This window comes from Bowmanella dokdonensis (assembly GCF_017254865.1).
In the GTDB taxonomy this organism is placed as follows: domain Bacteria; phylum Pseudomonadota; class Gammaproteobacteria; order Enterobacterales; family Alteromonadaceae; genus Bowmanella; species Bowmanella dokdonensis.
The window spans coordinates 45290-61114 of sequence record NZ_JAFKCV010000004.1; the positions used below are offsets into that span (position 1 = coordinate 45290).

The 15825-nt window shown below is 57.1% G+C and carries 10 protein-coding genes; 5 read left to right on the forward strand and 5 right to left on the reverse strand.

All coding sequences use genetic code 11. The annotated features are described in order from the left end of the window. Window position 1: 1 nt before the first annotated feature. Genes J0A66_RS08375 through dapA form a run of 5 tightly spaced genes read right to left on the reverse strand, consistent with a single transcriptional unit; the run spans window position 2 to window position 5750 of the window. The gene (locus J0A66_RS08375; RefSeq protein ID WP_206573350.1) at window positions 2–1087 is read right to left on the reverse strand and encodes a M24 family metallopeptidase; all 1086 of its coding nucleotides are present in this window, start codon (window positions 1085–1087) and stop codon (window positions 2–4) included. Continuing rightward, a complete protein-coding gene (locus tag J0A66_RS08380) occupies window positions 1084–2301 on the reverse strand; it encodes a M24 family metallopeptidase (protein ID WP_206573351.1) in 1218 nt (405 codons plus the stop codon). The genes J0A66_RS08375 and J0A66_RS08380 overlap by 4 nt, the downstream gene beginning before the upstream one ends. 15 nt (window positions 2302–2316) lie before the next feature. After that, window positions 2317–3822, reverse strand: a complete 1506-nt coding sequence (locus J0A66_RS08385) for an aldehyde dehydrogenase (NADP(+)) (RefSeq protein WP_206573352.1) — start codon at window positions 3820–3822, stop codon at window positions 2317–2319. A 1-nt stretch (window position 3823) separates the two neighbouring features. Further along, window positions 3824–4825: a 4-hydroxyproline epimerase gene (locus J0A66_RS08390; RefSeq protein WP_206573353.1), complete on the reverse strand. Its 1002-nt coding sequence runs from the start codon at window positions 4823–4825 to the stop codon at window positions 3824–3826. A gap of 4 nt (window positions 4826–4829) precedes the next feature. Next, complete coding sequence (gene dapA / locus J0A66_RS08395) at window positions 4830–5750, reverse strand: 4-hydroxy-tetrahydrodipicolinate synthase (protein ID WP_206573354.1); 921 nt, start codon at window positions 5748–5750, stop codon at window positions 4830–4832. Between the two features lie 76 nt (window positions 5751–5826). On the opposite strand from dapA, the gene J0A66_RS08400 reads away from it, so the two are divergent. The 5 genes from J0A66_RS08400 to J0A66_RS08420 all read left to right on the forward strand — a co-directional run bounded on the left by J0A66_RS08400 (window position 5827) and on the right by J0A66_RS08420 (window position 15823). After that, window positions 5827–7071, forward strand: a complete 1245-nt coding sequence (locus J0A66_RS08400; protein WP_206573355.1) for an NAD(P)/FAD-dependent oxidoreductase — start codon at window positions 5827–5829, stop codon at window positions 7069–7071. A gap of 79 nt (window positions 7072–7150) precedes the next feature. Next, a complete protein-coding gene (locus tag J0A66_RS08405; protein WP_206573356.1) occupies window positions 7151–10126 on the forward strand; it encodes a TonB-dependent receptor in 2976 nt (991 codons plus the stop codon). 47 nt (window positions 10127–10173) lie between these two features. Then, the gene (locus J0A66_RS08410) at window positions 10174–11919 is read left to right on the forward strand and encodes a collagenase (protein WP_206573357.1); all 1746 of its coding nucleotides are present in this window, start codon (window positions 10174–10176) and stop codon (window positions 11917–11919) included. Continuing rightward, window positions 11916–13376 carry a peptide MFS transporter gene (locus J0A66_RS08415; protein ID WP_206573358.1) on the forward strand — a complete coding sequence of 487 codons (1461 nt, stop codon included), beginning with the start codon at window positions 11916–11918 and terminating at the stop codon, window positions 13374–13376. The genes J0A66_RS08410 and J0A66_RS08415 overlap by 4 nt, the downstream gene beginning before the upstream one ends. 98 nt (window positions 13377–13474) lie before the next feature. Next, window positions 13475–15823, forward strand: a complete 2349-nt coding sequence (locus tag J0A66_RS08420; RefSeq protein ID WP_206573359.1) for a collagenase — start codon at window positions 13475–13477, stop codon at window positions 15821–15823. The last annotated feature ends 2 nt before the right edge of the window (window positions 15824–15825 follow it).

The following is a 15825-nucleotide window of genomic DNA, read 5'->3' on the forward strand; positions in this document are numbered from 1 at the left end:
GTCAGATTTCCATCAAGTCTTTGTTGAAGCGGGTCAGGGACAGGCTGCCCTGATCCTGCACCAGGATATCGTCTTCAATGCGCACGCCGCCAAAACCGGGCCGATAAAGCCCCGGCTCTATGGTCAGAATCATACCGCTTTGCAGCAACGTCTCACAGGAACGTCGCAGCAACGGCGGCTCGTGCAGGCTCAGACCGAAGCTGTGACCTATACCTTCCCCCGCATAGGCGGCATAAGGGGAAGCGGCCAGGATGTCGGATGCAGTCCGATTTATCTGGTGGCCGCTGACCCCCGCCCGCACCATGTCAATGGCGGCCTGTTGGGCCCTGGCCACTGTCTGATAGAAGCGGCGTTGTTCATCACTGGCCTTGCCCAGGACAAAGGTGCGGGTAATGTCGCAGCGAAGCCCTTTGAGTTGGGCGCCAAAATCGATAAGCAGCCAGTCGCCTCTGCACAGCTTCCGGTCGCCGGGTTGTCCGTGGGGTAAGGCGCTGCGCGGACCACTGAGCAAAATAGTGGGAAAGGCCTGCCCCTGCGCACCCAGTTCCATCATCTTATTGTTCAGCAATTCGGCGGCCCGGGCTTCGGTCATGCCCACCTCAATACGGCCCAGCAGCCAATCCAAAGACTGCTCGGCGATGAGTATGCACCGCTCAATGCAGGCCCGCTCCGCCGGCTCTTTGATGGCTCTGAGGTCTTCTACCAGTAAAGGAGCAGGCTTTAATTCCATCATGGGCAGATCACTTTGCAGCGTCAGATACAACTCCACACTGAGGTGCCGGTAGTCCAGATACAAACTGGCATTAGGGGTATGACTCAGCAATCGCCCCACTGCTTGTCCCAGGCTTTCGCTGACACGATCCCGGCAGTAAGTCTGGTAATCCGGACAGTCTTCCCCGGCCCTCTGTACATAGCGGTAATCCGTAATCAGAAACTGTTCAGAGGCAGTGACCAGCAGATAAGCGCTGCTGCCGCCAAAGCCACTCAGATAGCGAATATTGGTCGGTTCGCTGATCAGCATGGCGTGGCAACCGGCAGCGGTCATTGCCTGGCGAAGCCGGGTCAGGCGCTGACTGTACTGGTTCATGGGGCGGCCAGACCGAAAGGATCGTCCAGACTGTATGCCGGACTGGTAAACCAGCGCGGACCTTGTTCGGTGATATAAAAATGATCTTCCAGTCGTACGCCGAATTCACCGGGCATGACGAGCATGGGTTCATTGCTGAAACACATGCCTGGGGCTAAAGGCTGGGTTTCTCCTTCCACCAGGTAGGGACCTTCGTGAATGTCCAGACCGATTCCATGTCCGGTGCGATGAGGCACGCCGGGTAACTGATAATCCGGCCCCAGGCCCTGACTGGTCAGAAACGCGCGCACCGCCCGGTCGGCGTTCTGGCATGGGGCGCCCGGTCTGGCTGCCTCGAAAGCGAGCTGCTGAGCCTGTTTTTCCCATTGCCAGACCTGGCGTTGGCGATCGCTGGCCTGGCCAAACACATAACTGCGGGTAATATCCGACAGGTATCCATGCAAACGGCAGCCGGTGTCAATGAGCACCATATCGTTCAGTTTCAGCGGCGACGGCTGCTTCACACCATGTGGAAAGGCTGTATCGGCGCCGAACAGCACAATGCAGAAGTAAGAGCCGGAGGCGCCGACCTGTTTGTGTGCCTGGTGGATAAAGTTTTCCACCTCTTTGCAGCTGATCCCTTCAAACAATACACTGGCTGCGGCCTGATGCACCGCCATAGTCATATCCATGGCGCGTTGGATCAGGGTGATCTCGCTGGCGGATTTATGACTCCGGCAGGGACCGATAACCGACCTGGCACTGCGTAGCGTGACTTCTGACGAGCAGGCCCCCAGTCCATCGGCAATAAAATAGGGCGCACTGTCATCCAGTATCAGGGTGGCCCCCTTGCCGCTGTGCTGACAAAGCTTATCCATACATAGCGCATAAGGGTTGTCATGCTCCTGCCAGGTCAGGATCTCACCCGGCACCTGAAACAGGGGTTTGAGGGTGCCCAATTCAAAATGGGGCAACAGATAATAAAGTTCACCACTGGCAAACAATAAGGCTGCCACCAGGCGCTCACTGACGTACCAGTCGACACCGCAAAAATAGTGCAGGTTGGTGCCGGCATTGATCAGCATGGCATCAATATTTTGCTGTTGCATTAACCCACAGGCCTTGTCCATCCGCTGACGGTATTCAACAGTCTGAATGGGGCGGACCCCGGCCGTCATATCCGACAAACCAGCCAGGGCCTGTTCCATGCTTTTTCCACCTATTCCAATCGCCATAGTCTTCTCCAACGTTTATTCACTTAGGCTGTCAGATAGATTCTGATAGCACAAGGGCCGTAGAAAGCGACGGATAGCCTGGCTGCCCACAGCGGTATACCGTGAGTCGCTGGACGCCGGGAAAGGCCCCCCATGTTGCATACTGTGACACACTTCCACGCCGGTCGGCATCTGCCCGGCAATGATGCGCCCGGCTTTCAGTTCCAACTCCTGCAACAAAACGGACTGTGCCTTCCACTCAGTCTCGCTGGCATACAGGGTGGCGGTCAGTTGTCCTGCCAGGGTGGTGGCCAGCATCTGCATCTGGGTGACATCCTTACACCGTACCAGCAGGCTGGCAGGTCCGAAAATCTCTTCCCTCAGTTCAGGGTGTTGCAGAAATGCCTCGGCATCGGAAGCAAACAACCTTGGCCGGCCATGGCAGCCCGTTTCTTCGCCTTGTCCCTGGGCCAGCAACTCAACTCCGGCGCACTGCTGCCAGGCTGCAGATTGATGACGATATCCCTGGGCTATTTTAGCGGTGAGCATGGGGCCGCTGCTGCAGTTGGCCAGCCGCTCGGCCAGCGCCTGACATAGTCCGGGATAAGTGGTGTCTGCGACCACAAATACCAGCCCCGGTCTGGTACAGAACTGACCCTGGCCCATCGTCACCGACTGGATTAGGGCATCTGCAAAAGCAGGCAGATTGTCTTGCAGGTAGTCCGGCAGGGCAAACACCGGATTTTGTGAGCCCAGCTCACCATAAAAAGGAATGGGTTCAGGTCGCTGCTGAATGATCCCGGCAAAGTGCATCCCCAGTTTCACCGAACCGGTGAAGGCGACGGCCTTGACCTTAGGCTGGGCGATTAAGCTTTCTGAAAAGGCATGTTGCCGGGCATGGACCAGGGTAAAAACGCCCTCAGGCATGGCGCAGTGGCGAATGGCCTTATCGATGGCCCTGGCGATAAGCTCGCAGGTAGCGGGATGGGCGTTGTGCCCCTTGAAGATAACCGGGCAACCGGCCGCCAGCGCCGCTGCGGTATCGCCGCCTGCGGTAGAAAACGCCAGGGGAAAGTTGCTGGCGCCAAACACCACAACGGGCCCCAGCGGGATCTGTGTCAGGCGCAGGGCGGGTCGCGGAAGAGGCTTGCGATCCGGCAGGGCCGGATCGCGGATTTCCATGTCCTGACTCAGCAGATTGTCGGCAAACAGGCGCAACTGATTGCAGGTACGGGTCCGCTCATTCTCCACCCTGGCCTGTGGCAATGCGGTTTCCAGATTCACCACTTCCACCAGGGTAGAGCCCAGCGCTTCAATCTCATCGGCGATGCAATTTAAAAACGCCGCCCTGCTGGACGGACTGACTCGTCGGTACTCCTGAAAAGCCGAGTGCGCCAACTCGGTAATCTGTGCTAGGTCGGCCAGATCGGCCTCGGCGAAGTGCCAGTCCAGAGCACGGTTGGTCGCCGGATTAAAAGATTGGTTGTGTGCCAGGGGGCGTCCCTGCCAGCGACCAGCAATAAAATGTTGTCCGCTAATCATATTAATTCACCTCAAAACCATGGGCATAGGGATCCCCATCGTCCACTAGTATTTGGTTGTAACCTATGGTGCGTGCCCACCCCTGGATGGACGGAACAATGGCGTCCTTTTCTGCCAGGTTGGTCAGCGCTTCGATACGGCCGACAAACTGACTGCCGATAATGCTTTCATGCACGAAGCTGTCGCCTACCCGCAGCTTGCCTTTGGCGTACAACTGCGCCATGCGGGCGCTGGTGCCGGTGCCGCAGGGAGAACGATCGATGGCGCCACTGCCGTAGAACACCGCATTGGCGCTGTCCGAACCTTTGTGCCTGGCTCTGCCGGTCCACTGCACATGGCTGATACCCTGTATGCTGGGGTCCAGCGGATGAGTGCACTGATAAGCCTGGTTGGCCGCCTCGCGCAGCATGGGACTGAAATGCAGCAGCTTGGCGGCACTCCAGTGTTCCAGGCCGGGGTAGTTTGGCTGTGGATCGACGATGGCGTAGTAATTGCCGCCATAAGCCACATCGAAGCGTATTTCGCCCAGTCCGGGCACATTAACCACGCCATCGGCGATAGCCATAAAGGACGGAACATTCTGGATCTTGACGTGGGTGATTTTGTGGCCCTGACGCTCGTACTCCACCTCGATTTGTCCCGCCGGCACATCCAGGTACACCCGTCCTTCCACTCTGGGCTTGAGCAGTCCTTGCTCCAGCGCCGCAGTGACTGCCCCTATAGTGCCATGGCCGCACATGGGTAAGGCCCCGCTGGTTTCAATGAATAACAGGGCGCCATCGCTGCCTTCCGAACAGGGCGGGTACAGAAACGCCCCCGACATCATGGCGTGGCCTCTGGGTTCAAACATCAACGCCTGGCGGATCCAGTCAAAACGGCGGATAAAATCCTGGCGTTTCTCGCTCATACTGTTGCCCATGAGCGGTGGATGGCCGCTGGTCACCAGGCGGACCGGGTTACCACAGGTATGGGCATCCACGCAGAAGAAAGTCCCTGTCAGCATGGCACTACTGTCCTTGCCGGAGCAGGCGGAACAAATCCGGTCGGTGGGTCAGGGCATGATCCACCAGGCGTTCCACCCGGTGGCGTTGTTCTCCTTCCAGGCTCAGTCTCGGCATACGGACCCGCTCGCTGCCCCGGCCCACCAGTTGCTCGGCCAGCTTGATGCATTGCACCAGGGTGGGAATGGTATCCAGACGCAGCAGCGGCATAAACCAGCGATACAGCTCTCTGGCTTCGGTGATCCGGCCCTGCATGGCCAGTTCATACAAGGCTACCGATTCCTTGGGGAATACATTGGTCAGGCCGGATATCCAGCCGGTGGCACCCAGCAATAAGGACTCCAGGGCGATATCGTCCACGCCGCAGAAAAGGGTGAAACGGTCTCCAAAGCGACTCTGCAGCTCGGTTATCCTGCGGGTGTCGGTGGTGGATTCCTTGATAGCCAGAATATTGGGCTGCTCAGCCAGCCCCGCCATCATCTCCAGGCTGATATCCACGCCATAAGTGACCGGATTGTTGTAAACCATGATGGGCAGGGTGGTGGAGCGGGCAACCGTCTGGTAATGGGCCAGCACCTCCCGGTCCGTTCCCTGATACACCACCGCAGGCAACAGCATTAAACCGTCCACCCCCAGGGCCTGCGCATCGTTGGCATAGGCAATGGCCAGCTCGGCGGAGTGTTCGGTGCAACCGGCGATGACCGGTATTCTGCCGCCCACTGTCTGTACCGTGTGTTGCAGGAACTGTCTTTTTTCCTGCGCGCTGAGTGACGCATTCTCGCCCACTGTACCAAGGGCAATAATGCCATGCACCCCGTCTTCGATGAGCTGTTCCAGCATGCGTTGATTGGACGCCAGATCCAAACTGGCGTCCTCATGGAATTGGGTGGATATCGCCGGGAATACCCCATGCCAATTGATGTTCATTTTTTATCCTTTGTAGTTGTGAGCAAGAAAAGAATATTGTATACAATATATCTTATCAAGAGTTTCGGGAATAAAAATGCAACAGGTCGCAGTGATTGGTGCCGGGGTGGTAGGGCTTTGCAGCGCAGTATTCCTGCAGCAGGCTGGCTATCAGGTGATGTTGATTGACAGGCAGGAGCCCGGGGAAGGCTGCTCCAAAGGCAATGCCGGGCATTTTGCCACCGAGCAGGTGTTTCCGCTGGCGGATGCGCGGTTGCTGCCCCGTTTGCCCGGTATGCTGAGCGCGGCAGACGGCCCGCTACGGATAAGGGCGGCCTATCTGATGCGGGCCTTACCCTGGTTCGGCCGCTTTGTGTTGAATATGGCCCCCGCACGGCGGGCCCGCCATCAGTCTGCCCTCAGTCAGCTCAATCACCATAGCATCTACAGCTGGAAGACGTTGGCAGGGCTGTGCAATGCCTCGGATCTGCTGCTGTGCAAGGGTTCCCTGCTGGTGAGTGAACAGGCGAACAAAAGAGCCCTGTTGAAAACCTATGAAGCTTACCGAAGGGCGGGTATTGATGTGCGTGTTATTGGTCGGGATGACCTGCAGGAACTGGAGCCGGGTCTTGCTGATCATCTGCATCAGGGACTGGACTTTACTGAGGTCGGTCACACCTTGGATCCCCACGCACTCTGTTTGCGGCTTTACCGGCACTTTCTGAATCAGGGCGGTACTTGGCTGAAGAGTCAGGTGTTGAGGATCTCTACCGGACGTTATGTGCGGGCGGTCGAGACCCTGGACCGGACGGTACGCTGTGAGAAGGTGGTGGTGTGTGCCGGCGCCTATTCTCATCAACTGACCCGCAGTCTGGGCTGGCGAATCCCCCTGGAAGCCGAGCGCGGTTATCACCTGATGGTCAAGCCCAATCAACTGCCGCGACATCAGCTGCAGCGACCGGTGACCTCAATGGAACGTAAGTTCATTATGACGCCCATGCTGGCCGGCCTGCGTCTTGCCGGCACGGTGGAGTTCGCCGGCCTCAGTGCACCGCCCGATTACCGTCGCGCCTATCAGTTGCTGGGTCACGCCAACCGGCTGTTGAAACAACCGCACACACCTTTGTCGGACAATGCGGTCTGGCATGGCAATCGCCCCTCTTTGCCCGATTCGCTGCCTGTGCTGGGACCCTGCCCCAAGTTCAAAGGGGTGTTCTACAACTTTGGCCATCAGCACCTTGGCCTGACCCAGGCCGCGTTCAGTGCAGAAATCATGACCCAATGCCTGAAAGGGCAGAGACCGGCCATCGATATCTCGCCGTTTTCCATCGGCAGGTTTTAGTCCTCAAGGTTTGCCCCCGCTAAGCGCGCAGCGGAGTCAGTGGTATCAGCGCATACAATATACAAAGAGTGATAATAAGATGAAGCAAAGCAACAGTGGAACCACCATTCGTCTCTCCCTGCTGGCCAGTGCCATGGCGCTGGCGCTGGCCACCACACCGGCGCGGGCCCAGGACAACACTACCGGCCTGTTAAAGGGCTCGGTCAGCAATGAGGCCGGCCAGCAACTGAGCGGGGTAACTATTCAGCTTCGCCACCTCGGCCGTAACTTTACCCGCAGTATTCAGACCAGTGACCAAGGCGAATATGTGTTGCGCGCCCTGCCGGTCGGAGACTACCAGGTACAGGTGCTCAAAGACGGCAAAGTGCTGATGGATGACTATGTCATCAGCATCTCACTTGGTCAGGCGCAGATTTTCGCCCCGGTCGTGCAAGGCAACAAGGAGATAGAGCGTATTCAGGTGACTGGCGCCATGCTAAGGCGGGTGGACACGGCCGACTCCACCGCCGGCATTACCCTGGATGACGACATTTTGGATCTGATGCCGGTCAATACCGGGTTTGAGAATGTCGCTCTGCTTACCCCCGGCGTGGCGCGCAATTCGGAATTCAGTGCTTCCAGCTTTGGCGGGGCCTCGTCAGCCGAGAACGGCTACTTTCTTAACGGCATGAATATCAGCGCCCTGCGTACCGGCATCGGTTCCATTGACCTTCCCTGGGAAGCTATTGCCCAGACACAGGTGAAAACCGGCGGCATCTCTGCCGAATATGGTCGCTTTATCGGCGGGGTGGTCAATGCAGTATCCAAGAGCGGCAGCAACGACTTCCAGTTCGGCGCCGAAGTGCGCCATGACCCAGGCTCCCTGTTCAGTGCTCATGACACCCAATGGTTACCAAGCGGCGGCATGGCCATCAATAACATGGATTATGAAAGCAGTTTCAGCGAGGCCAATCTGTGGTTGAGCGGTCCGATTCTTGAAGACAAGCTGTTTTTCTACGCCTTGCTCAATCCCAGGCAATACAACTCGGACTATGCCAACTCTGCCGGCACCCAATTCACCGAACACGAGAAGCGCGATGATCGCTGGTTTGTCACCCTGGACTGGAACATCAGCGACGATCATGTGTTGACCCTGACGGCTTTGGATAACAGCGCCGACAAAACCTACGATACCTTCGCCTGGAGCCAGGATGCGGGTAAGGGGCAAAGCACCGGACAAATACTCAGCAACGAAGGGGGCAAAATGTACTCGGTCCGCTACCAGGGCTTTATTACCGATAACTTCTCCTTGTCTGCCACCCTCGGCCGGGTGGAAGACAGCAGCCGTAACATTCCCACCAACCAGTTCCCCGGCGTATGGGACTACGTCAATCTCAACGGTGAGCGCATCGGTAGCTGGACTACCAGCAACCTTATCGATGAGCGTTATCAGCGGGATCAGTTTCGTCTGGATATGACCTATCTGCTCGATGATCACAGCATCCAGTTCGGTGTGGACGGAGAGAACCTGACGGTCAACTATCTTGAATACCAAAACGGAGTCGGCGATGCCAGGGGCTGGTGGGAGTACCGGAACTACGTGGCTATCCCCCGAATCGGATTGCCGGCGGGTACCTACGTGCGCCAGCGCCAGCGGGACGCCGGCGGTGAAACCGAAGTCAATGCCCTGGCGTTCTATATTCAGGACAGCTGGCAGGTTAACGACAATCTGGTGTTAAACACAGGACTGCGTTACAGCAACTTTGAAAACACCGCCACCACCGGGGAAAGCTATGCCGAGCTAGATGGGCAAATCGCCCCCCGAGTGCAACTGATATGGGATCCGCAGGGGGACGGCAGCAGCAAGTTGTTTGCCACTTTGGGTCGCTATTTCCAGCCTATCAGCGCCAACATGAATATCAAACAAGCCAGCGGTCAGCGGGATGTCCATTACTACTATGAGCCGGGACAGCTCAACGCCGACGGAACGCCTGTGCTGGGGGCAGACGGTTCACCCAGTCGCGGCGCGCTGGTGGCGACCAACCAGGTACAAAGTGGAGAAGTGGACGTCCAGCGGATTGCCGCACAGGATCTCGGCCCCATGTACTCTGACGAGGTCACCCTGGGTTATGAGCGGGAGCTGGGAGACAGCATGAAAGGCGGTGTCCGCTTCGTCTACCGGGACCTGAAGCAGTCCATCGAGGACTCTGACCTTGGGCCCGTGGTCGCCCAATGGCTCGAGGAAAACGGCGTCGCCAACAACGCCGGGGAATACTATTTCTACACCCTGCTCAATCCCGGCAAGGATGTGACCTTTCTCTATGATTTCGACCTGGACGGCAACAAGGAACGGGTGGAGTTGTCCGCTGCCGATTTGATGCTGCCCGAGCCCAAACGCCGTTATCTGGCCTGGGAGTTTAACCTGGAAGGTCGCGCCACCGAGGATTTGCAGCTCTATGCCTCGTATGTCTGGTCCCACAGCTGGGGCATGACCGAAGGCCTGGTGCGCACCGACAATGGTCAGGCCGATCCGGGCTGGACCACGTCTTATGACTATGCCGATTTGATGGACCATGGCTATGGCAACTTGCCTAATGATCACCGTCATGCGTTCAAGCTCAGCGGTATTTATGACCTGACTGAAAACTGGAAGCTGGGATTTGTGGCCAGGGCTACCTCCGGTTCACCGGTCAACAAATTCAGCATCCACCCCCAGGATGTGGATACCTGTGCGCAGCCCAGCTTGTGGGCCAACTGGTGTGCCAGTCAGTGGTATGACGAAGCGTCTTTTTATGACTGGGATGGTACGCCGGCGCCAAGGGGATCGGCGGGTAACCTGGACTGGCTGTATGAGCTGGATTTGTCCCTCACCTATGTCACCCAGGTCTATGGGGGGGATCTGTCCTTTAAGGCCACCGTCTACAACCCCTTTAACTTTGACACGCCCATCAATGTTAATGAGGTAGCGCAAGTGACCCTGTCTGACGGCAGTTTCGCCGCCAATCCGGATTGGAACAGTCCCACCGGGCTGCAGAAAAACCGCTTTGTCTCACTGGTAGCACGCTACGAGTTCTAAGGACGCCGGGGCCAGACCGGCCCCGGCTGTTCCGGCTGGAGAAAATTATGAAAATCTACCCTTACCTGGCAATCCTGATGTTGTTGCCTGGTCTTCTGGTGCGGGCCGGTGATATTGGCGAAGCGGTCGGCTTCCCGCAACGCGTTTATGACGCCGACTATTTTGAGCAACATCTGACCGGTCTGGAGGACGCGCTGGCTGCCGAGAATTGGGATTGGCAGGCCCTGGAAGACGCCCTGCAGGGCTTACGGTATTTTTCTTATCTGGGGGATACCAAGACTTTGCAGGACGCCAGCCTTAAGCGTCTGGCCATAAGCTTGGCAGGGTTGGCCATTCACAGCGGCTTCAAAGCTAATGACGCCAAGGCCTGGCGGGCACAGGAGCAATACGCGGTGTTGGCGTACCGATACTTCCCGCTTAAGTCCCTGAGCAGTCAGTGGTCCAATGCCCTGCCGGTGATTTTCTCACTGTTGGGCCAGACCCTGGCCGCATCCGACGACACCCAGAAGGCCTATGCCTGGTGGGAAAATATCCGTCATCTGGCCTTTATGGCTTACCAGGCCAGAAACGTCCCGGCACTGAAATCGGCGCTGATGCAACGCCATGAATTGCCGGCACTGTTGCTGGAACGTATCCAAAGCAGCAATGGCTGGCAGCTGGATCATCTGGTCTGGACGCTGGCCTACTATCACATCCTGCTGGATGAACAGACACAACGGGCGCTGGATATAGCCTTGCTGGCGGCTCTGGAGGCCAACCCCGGTCTGTCAAGAGAGGACAAAAAGCGCCTGTTCAGCCAGCGTTATCTGGTCAATTCTTTTCGCGGCAAACAGAGTTGTGAGGACGAGTACGCCGCTTACTGCCTGATACCTGACGAGTCAGAGGTACTGCCCCATACCCATGTTTGCCGTGAGGGGCTGCATATTCGCTATAAGCAGATAAGTGAAACCGATCTCAGCCGACTTTGCGCGAGCCTGGGCGCTCAGGAAGGCGGTTTCCATGCACTGCTGGCCACGGCACACAAGCCGGTGGCCAATGACTTTAATGACCGTCTCGAGGTGCTGATTTTCGACGACTACAGTGACTACAACCTGGCGGGGGCGCTGCTGTTTGATATCGGCACCGACAACGGCGGCATGTATATTGAAGGCACTCCCAGCGATCCTGACAATCAGGCCAGATTCTTCACTTTCCGCATGTTCTGGCAGCGCCAGCCCTTTGGCGTGTGGAATCTGAAGCACGAATATATCCACTATCTGGATGGTCACTTTGCCGCCTACGGGGCGTTTAACCATTTTCCCAGCCATATGGTTTGGTGGGCCGAGGGTCTGGCCGAGTGGCTGGCCGAAGGCGAGCACAACTCCAAATTGCAGAAGCTGCTGCAGGACACCAAGCCAGAGGATGTGCCCAGTCTGGAAACCATCTTCGCCGCCCGTTATGAAGACGGCCTGGACTTGACCTACCGCTGGTCCTATCTGGCCTGGCGCTTTTTGGCCAGCCGGCAACCTCAGACACTGGCCCAGTTAGCCGTTCTGCTGAGACAGGACTTCTTTGACGGTTATCTGCGGGCCCTCGAACAACTGGCCGACGAACAAGAAACGGCTTTCCAGCACTTTGTCGGAACGGTGCGAAACCAGGATCCCGTCCCGGATAACAAGCCATCGGGCAACTACCTGGGCCGCTATCTGTATCGCAGCTATCTGCAGCCCCCGCAGCTGGGCGTGGATGAACAGCACTTTCATCTGTTACAGGCATTGCCGCCGTCAGAATCCCGCATGGCAGGCCAGTTATGAGGACACGGGACAACTGGCTCGGCCATCCAGGGGGCCTCTTCCTGCTGTTTGGTACCGAGATGTGGGAGCGCTTTTCCTACTTTGCCATGAGGGCCCTGCTGGTACTTTACCTGGTTGACCGGGTGTCTGTTCAGGGCGGCGGCATGGGTTGGGATCAGGCCGACGCCCTGCAGCTTTACGGCAACTTCACCATGATGGTCTATGTCACGCCCCTGATCGGCGGCTGGCTGGCCGACAATCACCTGGGGCGCCGTCGTGCGGTGCTGCTGGGCTGCCTGTTGATGGCCCTGGGGCAGTTTTGCCTGGCGCTGCCCCACCAATGGTTTGTGGGTCAGCAAAGCGGTCTGCTTTACGCAGGGCTGGCGCTGCTGGTGACGGGAAACGGCTTGTTCAAGCCCAATATCTCCACCATGGTGGGTGAACTGTATAGCCAACAGGACCCCAGGCGGGACGGGGCTTTCACCATCTTCTACCTGGGCATCAACCTGGGCATGTTTCTGGCCGGACTGGCTGTGGGCTGGGCATCGGACTTTTTCGGCAGTTGGCAATGGCACCAGGGGCAACGGCTTTGGGTACGCAATTACCAGGCGGGTTTCCTGCTGGCCGGAGTCGGCATGTTGCTGGCATTGGCATTGCAATTGACGCTGGCCAGGCGTTGTCTGGGCAGGGTGGGACTTAAACCTGTGGCTGAGCACCCCCTTAGGCGCCAACAAGGGCCAGCCCCTCCTCTTACCGCCACAGAGCGGGACCGGCTTAAAGTGATCCTGGTCATGGGACTTTTTACGGTGATTTTCTGGGCCGGTTTTGAGCAGGCCGGTGGATTGATGAATCTCTTCGCCGATCGCTTTGTCGACCGGGAGATGGGGGGAACCGTCCTCAGTCCGGCCTATTTCCAGTCGCTTAATCCGTTGTTCATCATGATTTTTGCCCCTTTGCTGGCCGGCCTCTGGGCCGGTCTGGGCGCCAGGCAGCCCTCAGCGCCCATCAAGTTCGCCTTGGGGTTGATGCTCCTGGGGCTGGGCTTTGTTTTTATGCTGGCGGCGGTGATGGACCAGCGCCAGACCACCGATGGCCTGGCGAGTCCCTGGTATTTGGTTATGGCGTACCTGTTCCATACCCTGGGTGAGCTGTGTCTGTCACCTATCGGTCTGTCCATGGTTACCCGCCTGTCGCCGCTGAGGATGGCGTCTTTGCTGATGGGGACCTGGTATCTGTTTATGGCGGCGGCTAATAAGCTGGCCGGCAGTCTCGGCGCCTTGATCGGCTCTTCCCGGGGAGGGGAGGAACAGCAGATGCTGGATAATGCCCTGGCCATTTTTCTGGGATTGACGGTGGTGTCGCTTCTTGCAGCCGTGCTGCTGTTTTGGCTGACCGGGCCATTGTTGCGCTGGATGCACCCGGACAGGGCCTCCGACCCTTCCGCGCGGTCTGAGCCCATTCTGCAAAAGGTCAGCTAACCCATTAAATTATATTGTATACAATATAATCTGCTGCTAGTTTGAATATGCCAACAGGCAAAAACAACAAGATAAACTGCAACAAGAAGGAATTACCCATGAATAAGATAAGCCTCCTGTTGACGGGGCTGTTACTCAGTGCCGGTCTGGCTGTGGCCGATGACGGTCCCGGACAGCCACAAGGACCTCAGCTGTTGCGGGCCCAGGAACTGGCCGCAACAAACCGGCTGGCACCCAAACCGCCACGAACGCTGTCGCCGATAGAGTTTCAGCGACAACTACAGCAATCTGCCCGGCATACCCATCATTCGAGCCGGCAAATAGACTCCACGTCGTTGACCAGCCAACAGGTGCTGAAAAGCAATCAGCACGCTGCCGACAAACGCTTGTCGTTCAGTGCCACCACAGCAGGCTGCAGCAGTGCCGCTGAACTTCAGAACCTGGGCGGTGATGCGCTGGTGGAGGCCCTTCGGGCCGGCAATCTGACATCCTGTTTGTATGGCTTGTACGACACGCAGTGGGTCGGGACAGCGCTTTTCTCCGATGCCAATATGCTGGCCGTGGTACAGGCCATTAACAGCATCCTGCCAGGTTTTGACGGCAGTGATGCCAGCGGAGCAGGCGAGTTGGAAAAGCTGGTGACTTACTTGCGGGCCCTGCATTGGGCCGAGACCTCACTGGCTACGGGACGCAGCTACCCGGCAGCCTACCGCAGTGCCTTGGCGCAGGCGTTTACCAGCTATTTCGGTGGTGCCCATTTTGTACGCTTCGACGGCCTAGCCTCACGCAACTTTATGCTGCGCTATGAAATACTGATTTTAGTTAACAGCTCACAGACCGAGTCACTGCCCTACCTGCCACGTTTCGCAGAGGCAATCATTGGCTATGCCACTTCCGTGTCGCGCAATGATGACTGGGGCCTGGGCTATGAAGAGCGCGGTATGACCCAGTTGTTGACCCATTACTTCAATGCGGTCAATGGCGGGGGTGAGGATTTAAAGAATCTGCTGTTGAGTCAGCCGCAGATTATCGACAACTTGCAGGACTTTATACTGAATCAGGGGACCTGGCTGGTGGGTCATACCCGTGAGTATCAATGGTCCGATGCCATCACGGAACTGGCGCGCATGCTGAAGTTTTCCGGCCCCATTGCCCAACGGGTCAGGCCGGCTCTGCAAACACTGTTTTCCACTTACAGCTTTGAGGGAGCGGGAGCAAATGGTTGGATCAACGCCCAATCCATGGTGCTGTTTTACGATGCACAAAACTGTGATCTGTATGGTGATGTTTGTGATTTCGATCTGCAGGCGCATATTCTGTCGGGCCAGCACGCTTGCAGCTCTACCATCAAAATTCGTTTCCAGCAGCCTATTACTGATAACGACCTGGATAGTGCCTGCGCTGAGCTGGCCGACGAGGAGCAGTTATTTCACCACCTGTTTGGCACCAGTTCAGGGACGCCGGTGACCAACGACTACAATACCGACCTGGAAGTGGTGATCTTCAGTTCCTCCACCGACTACCAGAACTACGCCGGTAACTTCTTTGATATAGATACGGACAATGGTGGCATGTATCTGGAAGGGGATCCCAACACCCCCGGCAACCAAGCCCGCTTTATCGCTTTTCAGGCCACCTGGTTACAGCCTGAGTTTGTCGTATGGAATCTTCGTCATGAGTATATTCACTATCTTGACGGGCGTTTCAACAAATGGGGCAGCTACGAAGATCAGGCAGATAACTCTGTATGGTGGGCGGAGGGGCTGGCCGAATACTTGTCCATGGGGGACACCAATGCCAATGCCCTCGCTGTGGCTGCAGACAAAAGCTTTGCGTTAAGTGAGGTGTTCCAGACTACCTATGCCCACAAAGACATCTCCCGCACTTATCACTGGGGCTATCTGGCGGTGCGCTTCATGTTTGAAAACCAGCGTGGAGAAATTGACAACGCCCTGTTGCCGAGTTTTCGTGCCGCCAAATATCTGGTACCGGACACTGAGTGTCAGTTTGAGTGGGGCTGGCAGTGGAAACAAGATGCCATCGACAACAATTGGTATTGGTTATACGACGATAGTGACTGGGCGTCGGGCAACTGGGTATGGACCTGTGGCCAGCAGCAGCCCCAAGGCGGACCCTTGCCGGATTATACGCCCTACGACGACATCCTCCAGAATTGGAGCGATCGCTTCGATGGACAGTTCGACCAGTGGCTGGACTGTTTGCTGGCAGGACAAGGCCAGTGTGAGGGCGGTCCGGCGAGGGCAGGCGATTTGGACGGCAATGGTGCAGTGGACAGTCGGGATATTGAACTCTTTATCAGTCTGCTCCGCCAACGAATTGAACTGGGTCTGGAATACGATTTTAACCGGGACAACCGAATCAACCAGCGGGATGTCAGAGCCTTGATGGCTCTGTGCGACCAGCAAAACTGTGCCATAGCGCCATAGGA

What these genes read in the sequence shown, in the direction of transcription:
- J0A66_RS08375 (WP_206573350.1), bottom strand. Translation starts at nt 1,087, where the DNA reads ATGAACCAGTACAGTCAGCGCCTGACCCGGCTTCGCCAGGCAATGACC.
- J0A66_RS08380 (WP_206573351.1), bottom strand. Translation starts at nt 2,301, where the DNA reads ATGGCGATTGGAATAGGTGGAAAAAGCATGGAACAGGCCCTGGCTGGT.
- J0A66_RS08385 (WP_206573352.1), bottom strand. Translation starts at nt 3,822, where the DNA reads ATGATTAGCGGACAACATTTTATTGCTGGTCGCTGGCAGGGACGCCCC.
- J0A66_RS08390 (WP_206573353.1), bottom strand. Translation starts at nt 4,825, where the DNA reads ATGCTGACAGGGACTTTCTTCTGCGTGGATGCCCATACCTGTGGTAAC.
- dapA (WP_206573354.1), bottom strand. Translation starts at nt 5,750, where the DNA reads ATGAACATCAATTGGCATGGGGTATTCCCGGCGATATCCACCCAATTC.
- J0A66_RS08400 (WP_206573355.1), top strand. Translation starts at nt 5,827, where the DNA reads ATGCAACAGGTCGCAGTGATTGGTGCCGGGGTGGTAGGGCTTTGCAGC.
- J0A66_RS08405 (WP_206573356.1), top strand. Translation starts at nt 7,151, where the DNA reads ATGAAGCAAAGCAACAGTGGAACCACCATTCGTCTCTCCCTGCTGGCC.
- J0A66_RS08410 (WP_206573357.1), top strand. Translation starts at nt 10,174, where the DNA reads ATGAAAATCTACCCTTACCTGGCAATCCTGATGTTGTTGCCTGGTCTT.
- J0A66_RS08415 (WP_206573358.1), top strand. Translation starts at nt 11,916, where the DNA reads ATGAGGACACGGGACAACTGGCTCGGCCATCCAGGGGGCCTCTTCCTG.
- J0A66_RS08420 (WP_206573359.1), top strand. Translation starts at nt 13,475, where the DNA reads ATGAATAAGATAAGCCTCCTGTTGACGGGGCTGTTACTCAGTGCCGGT.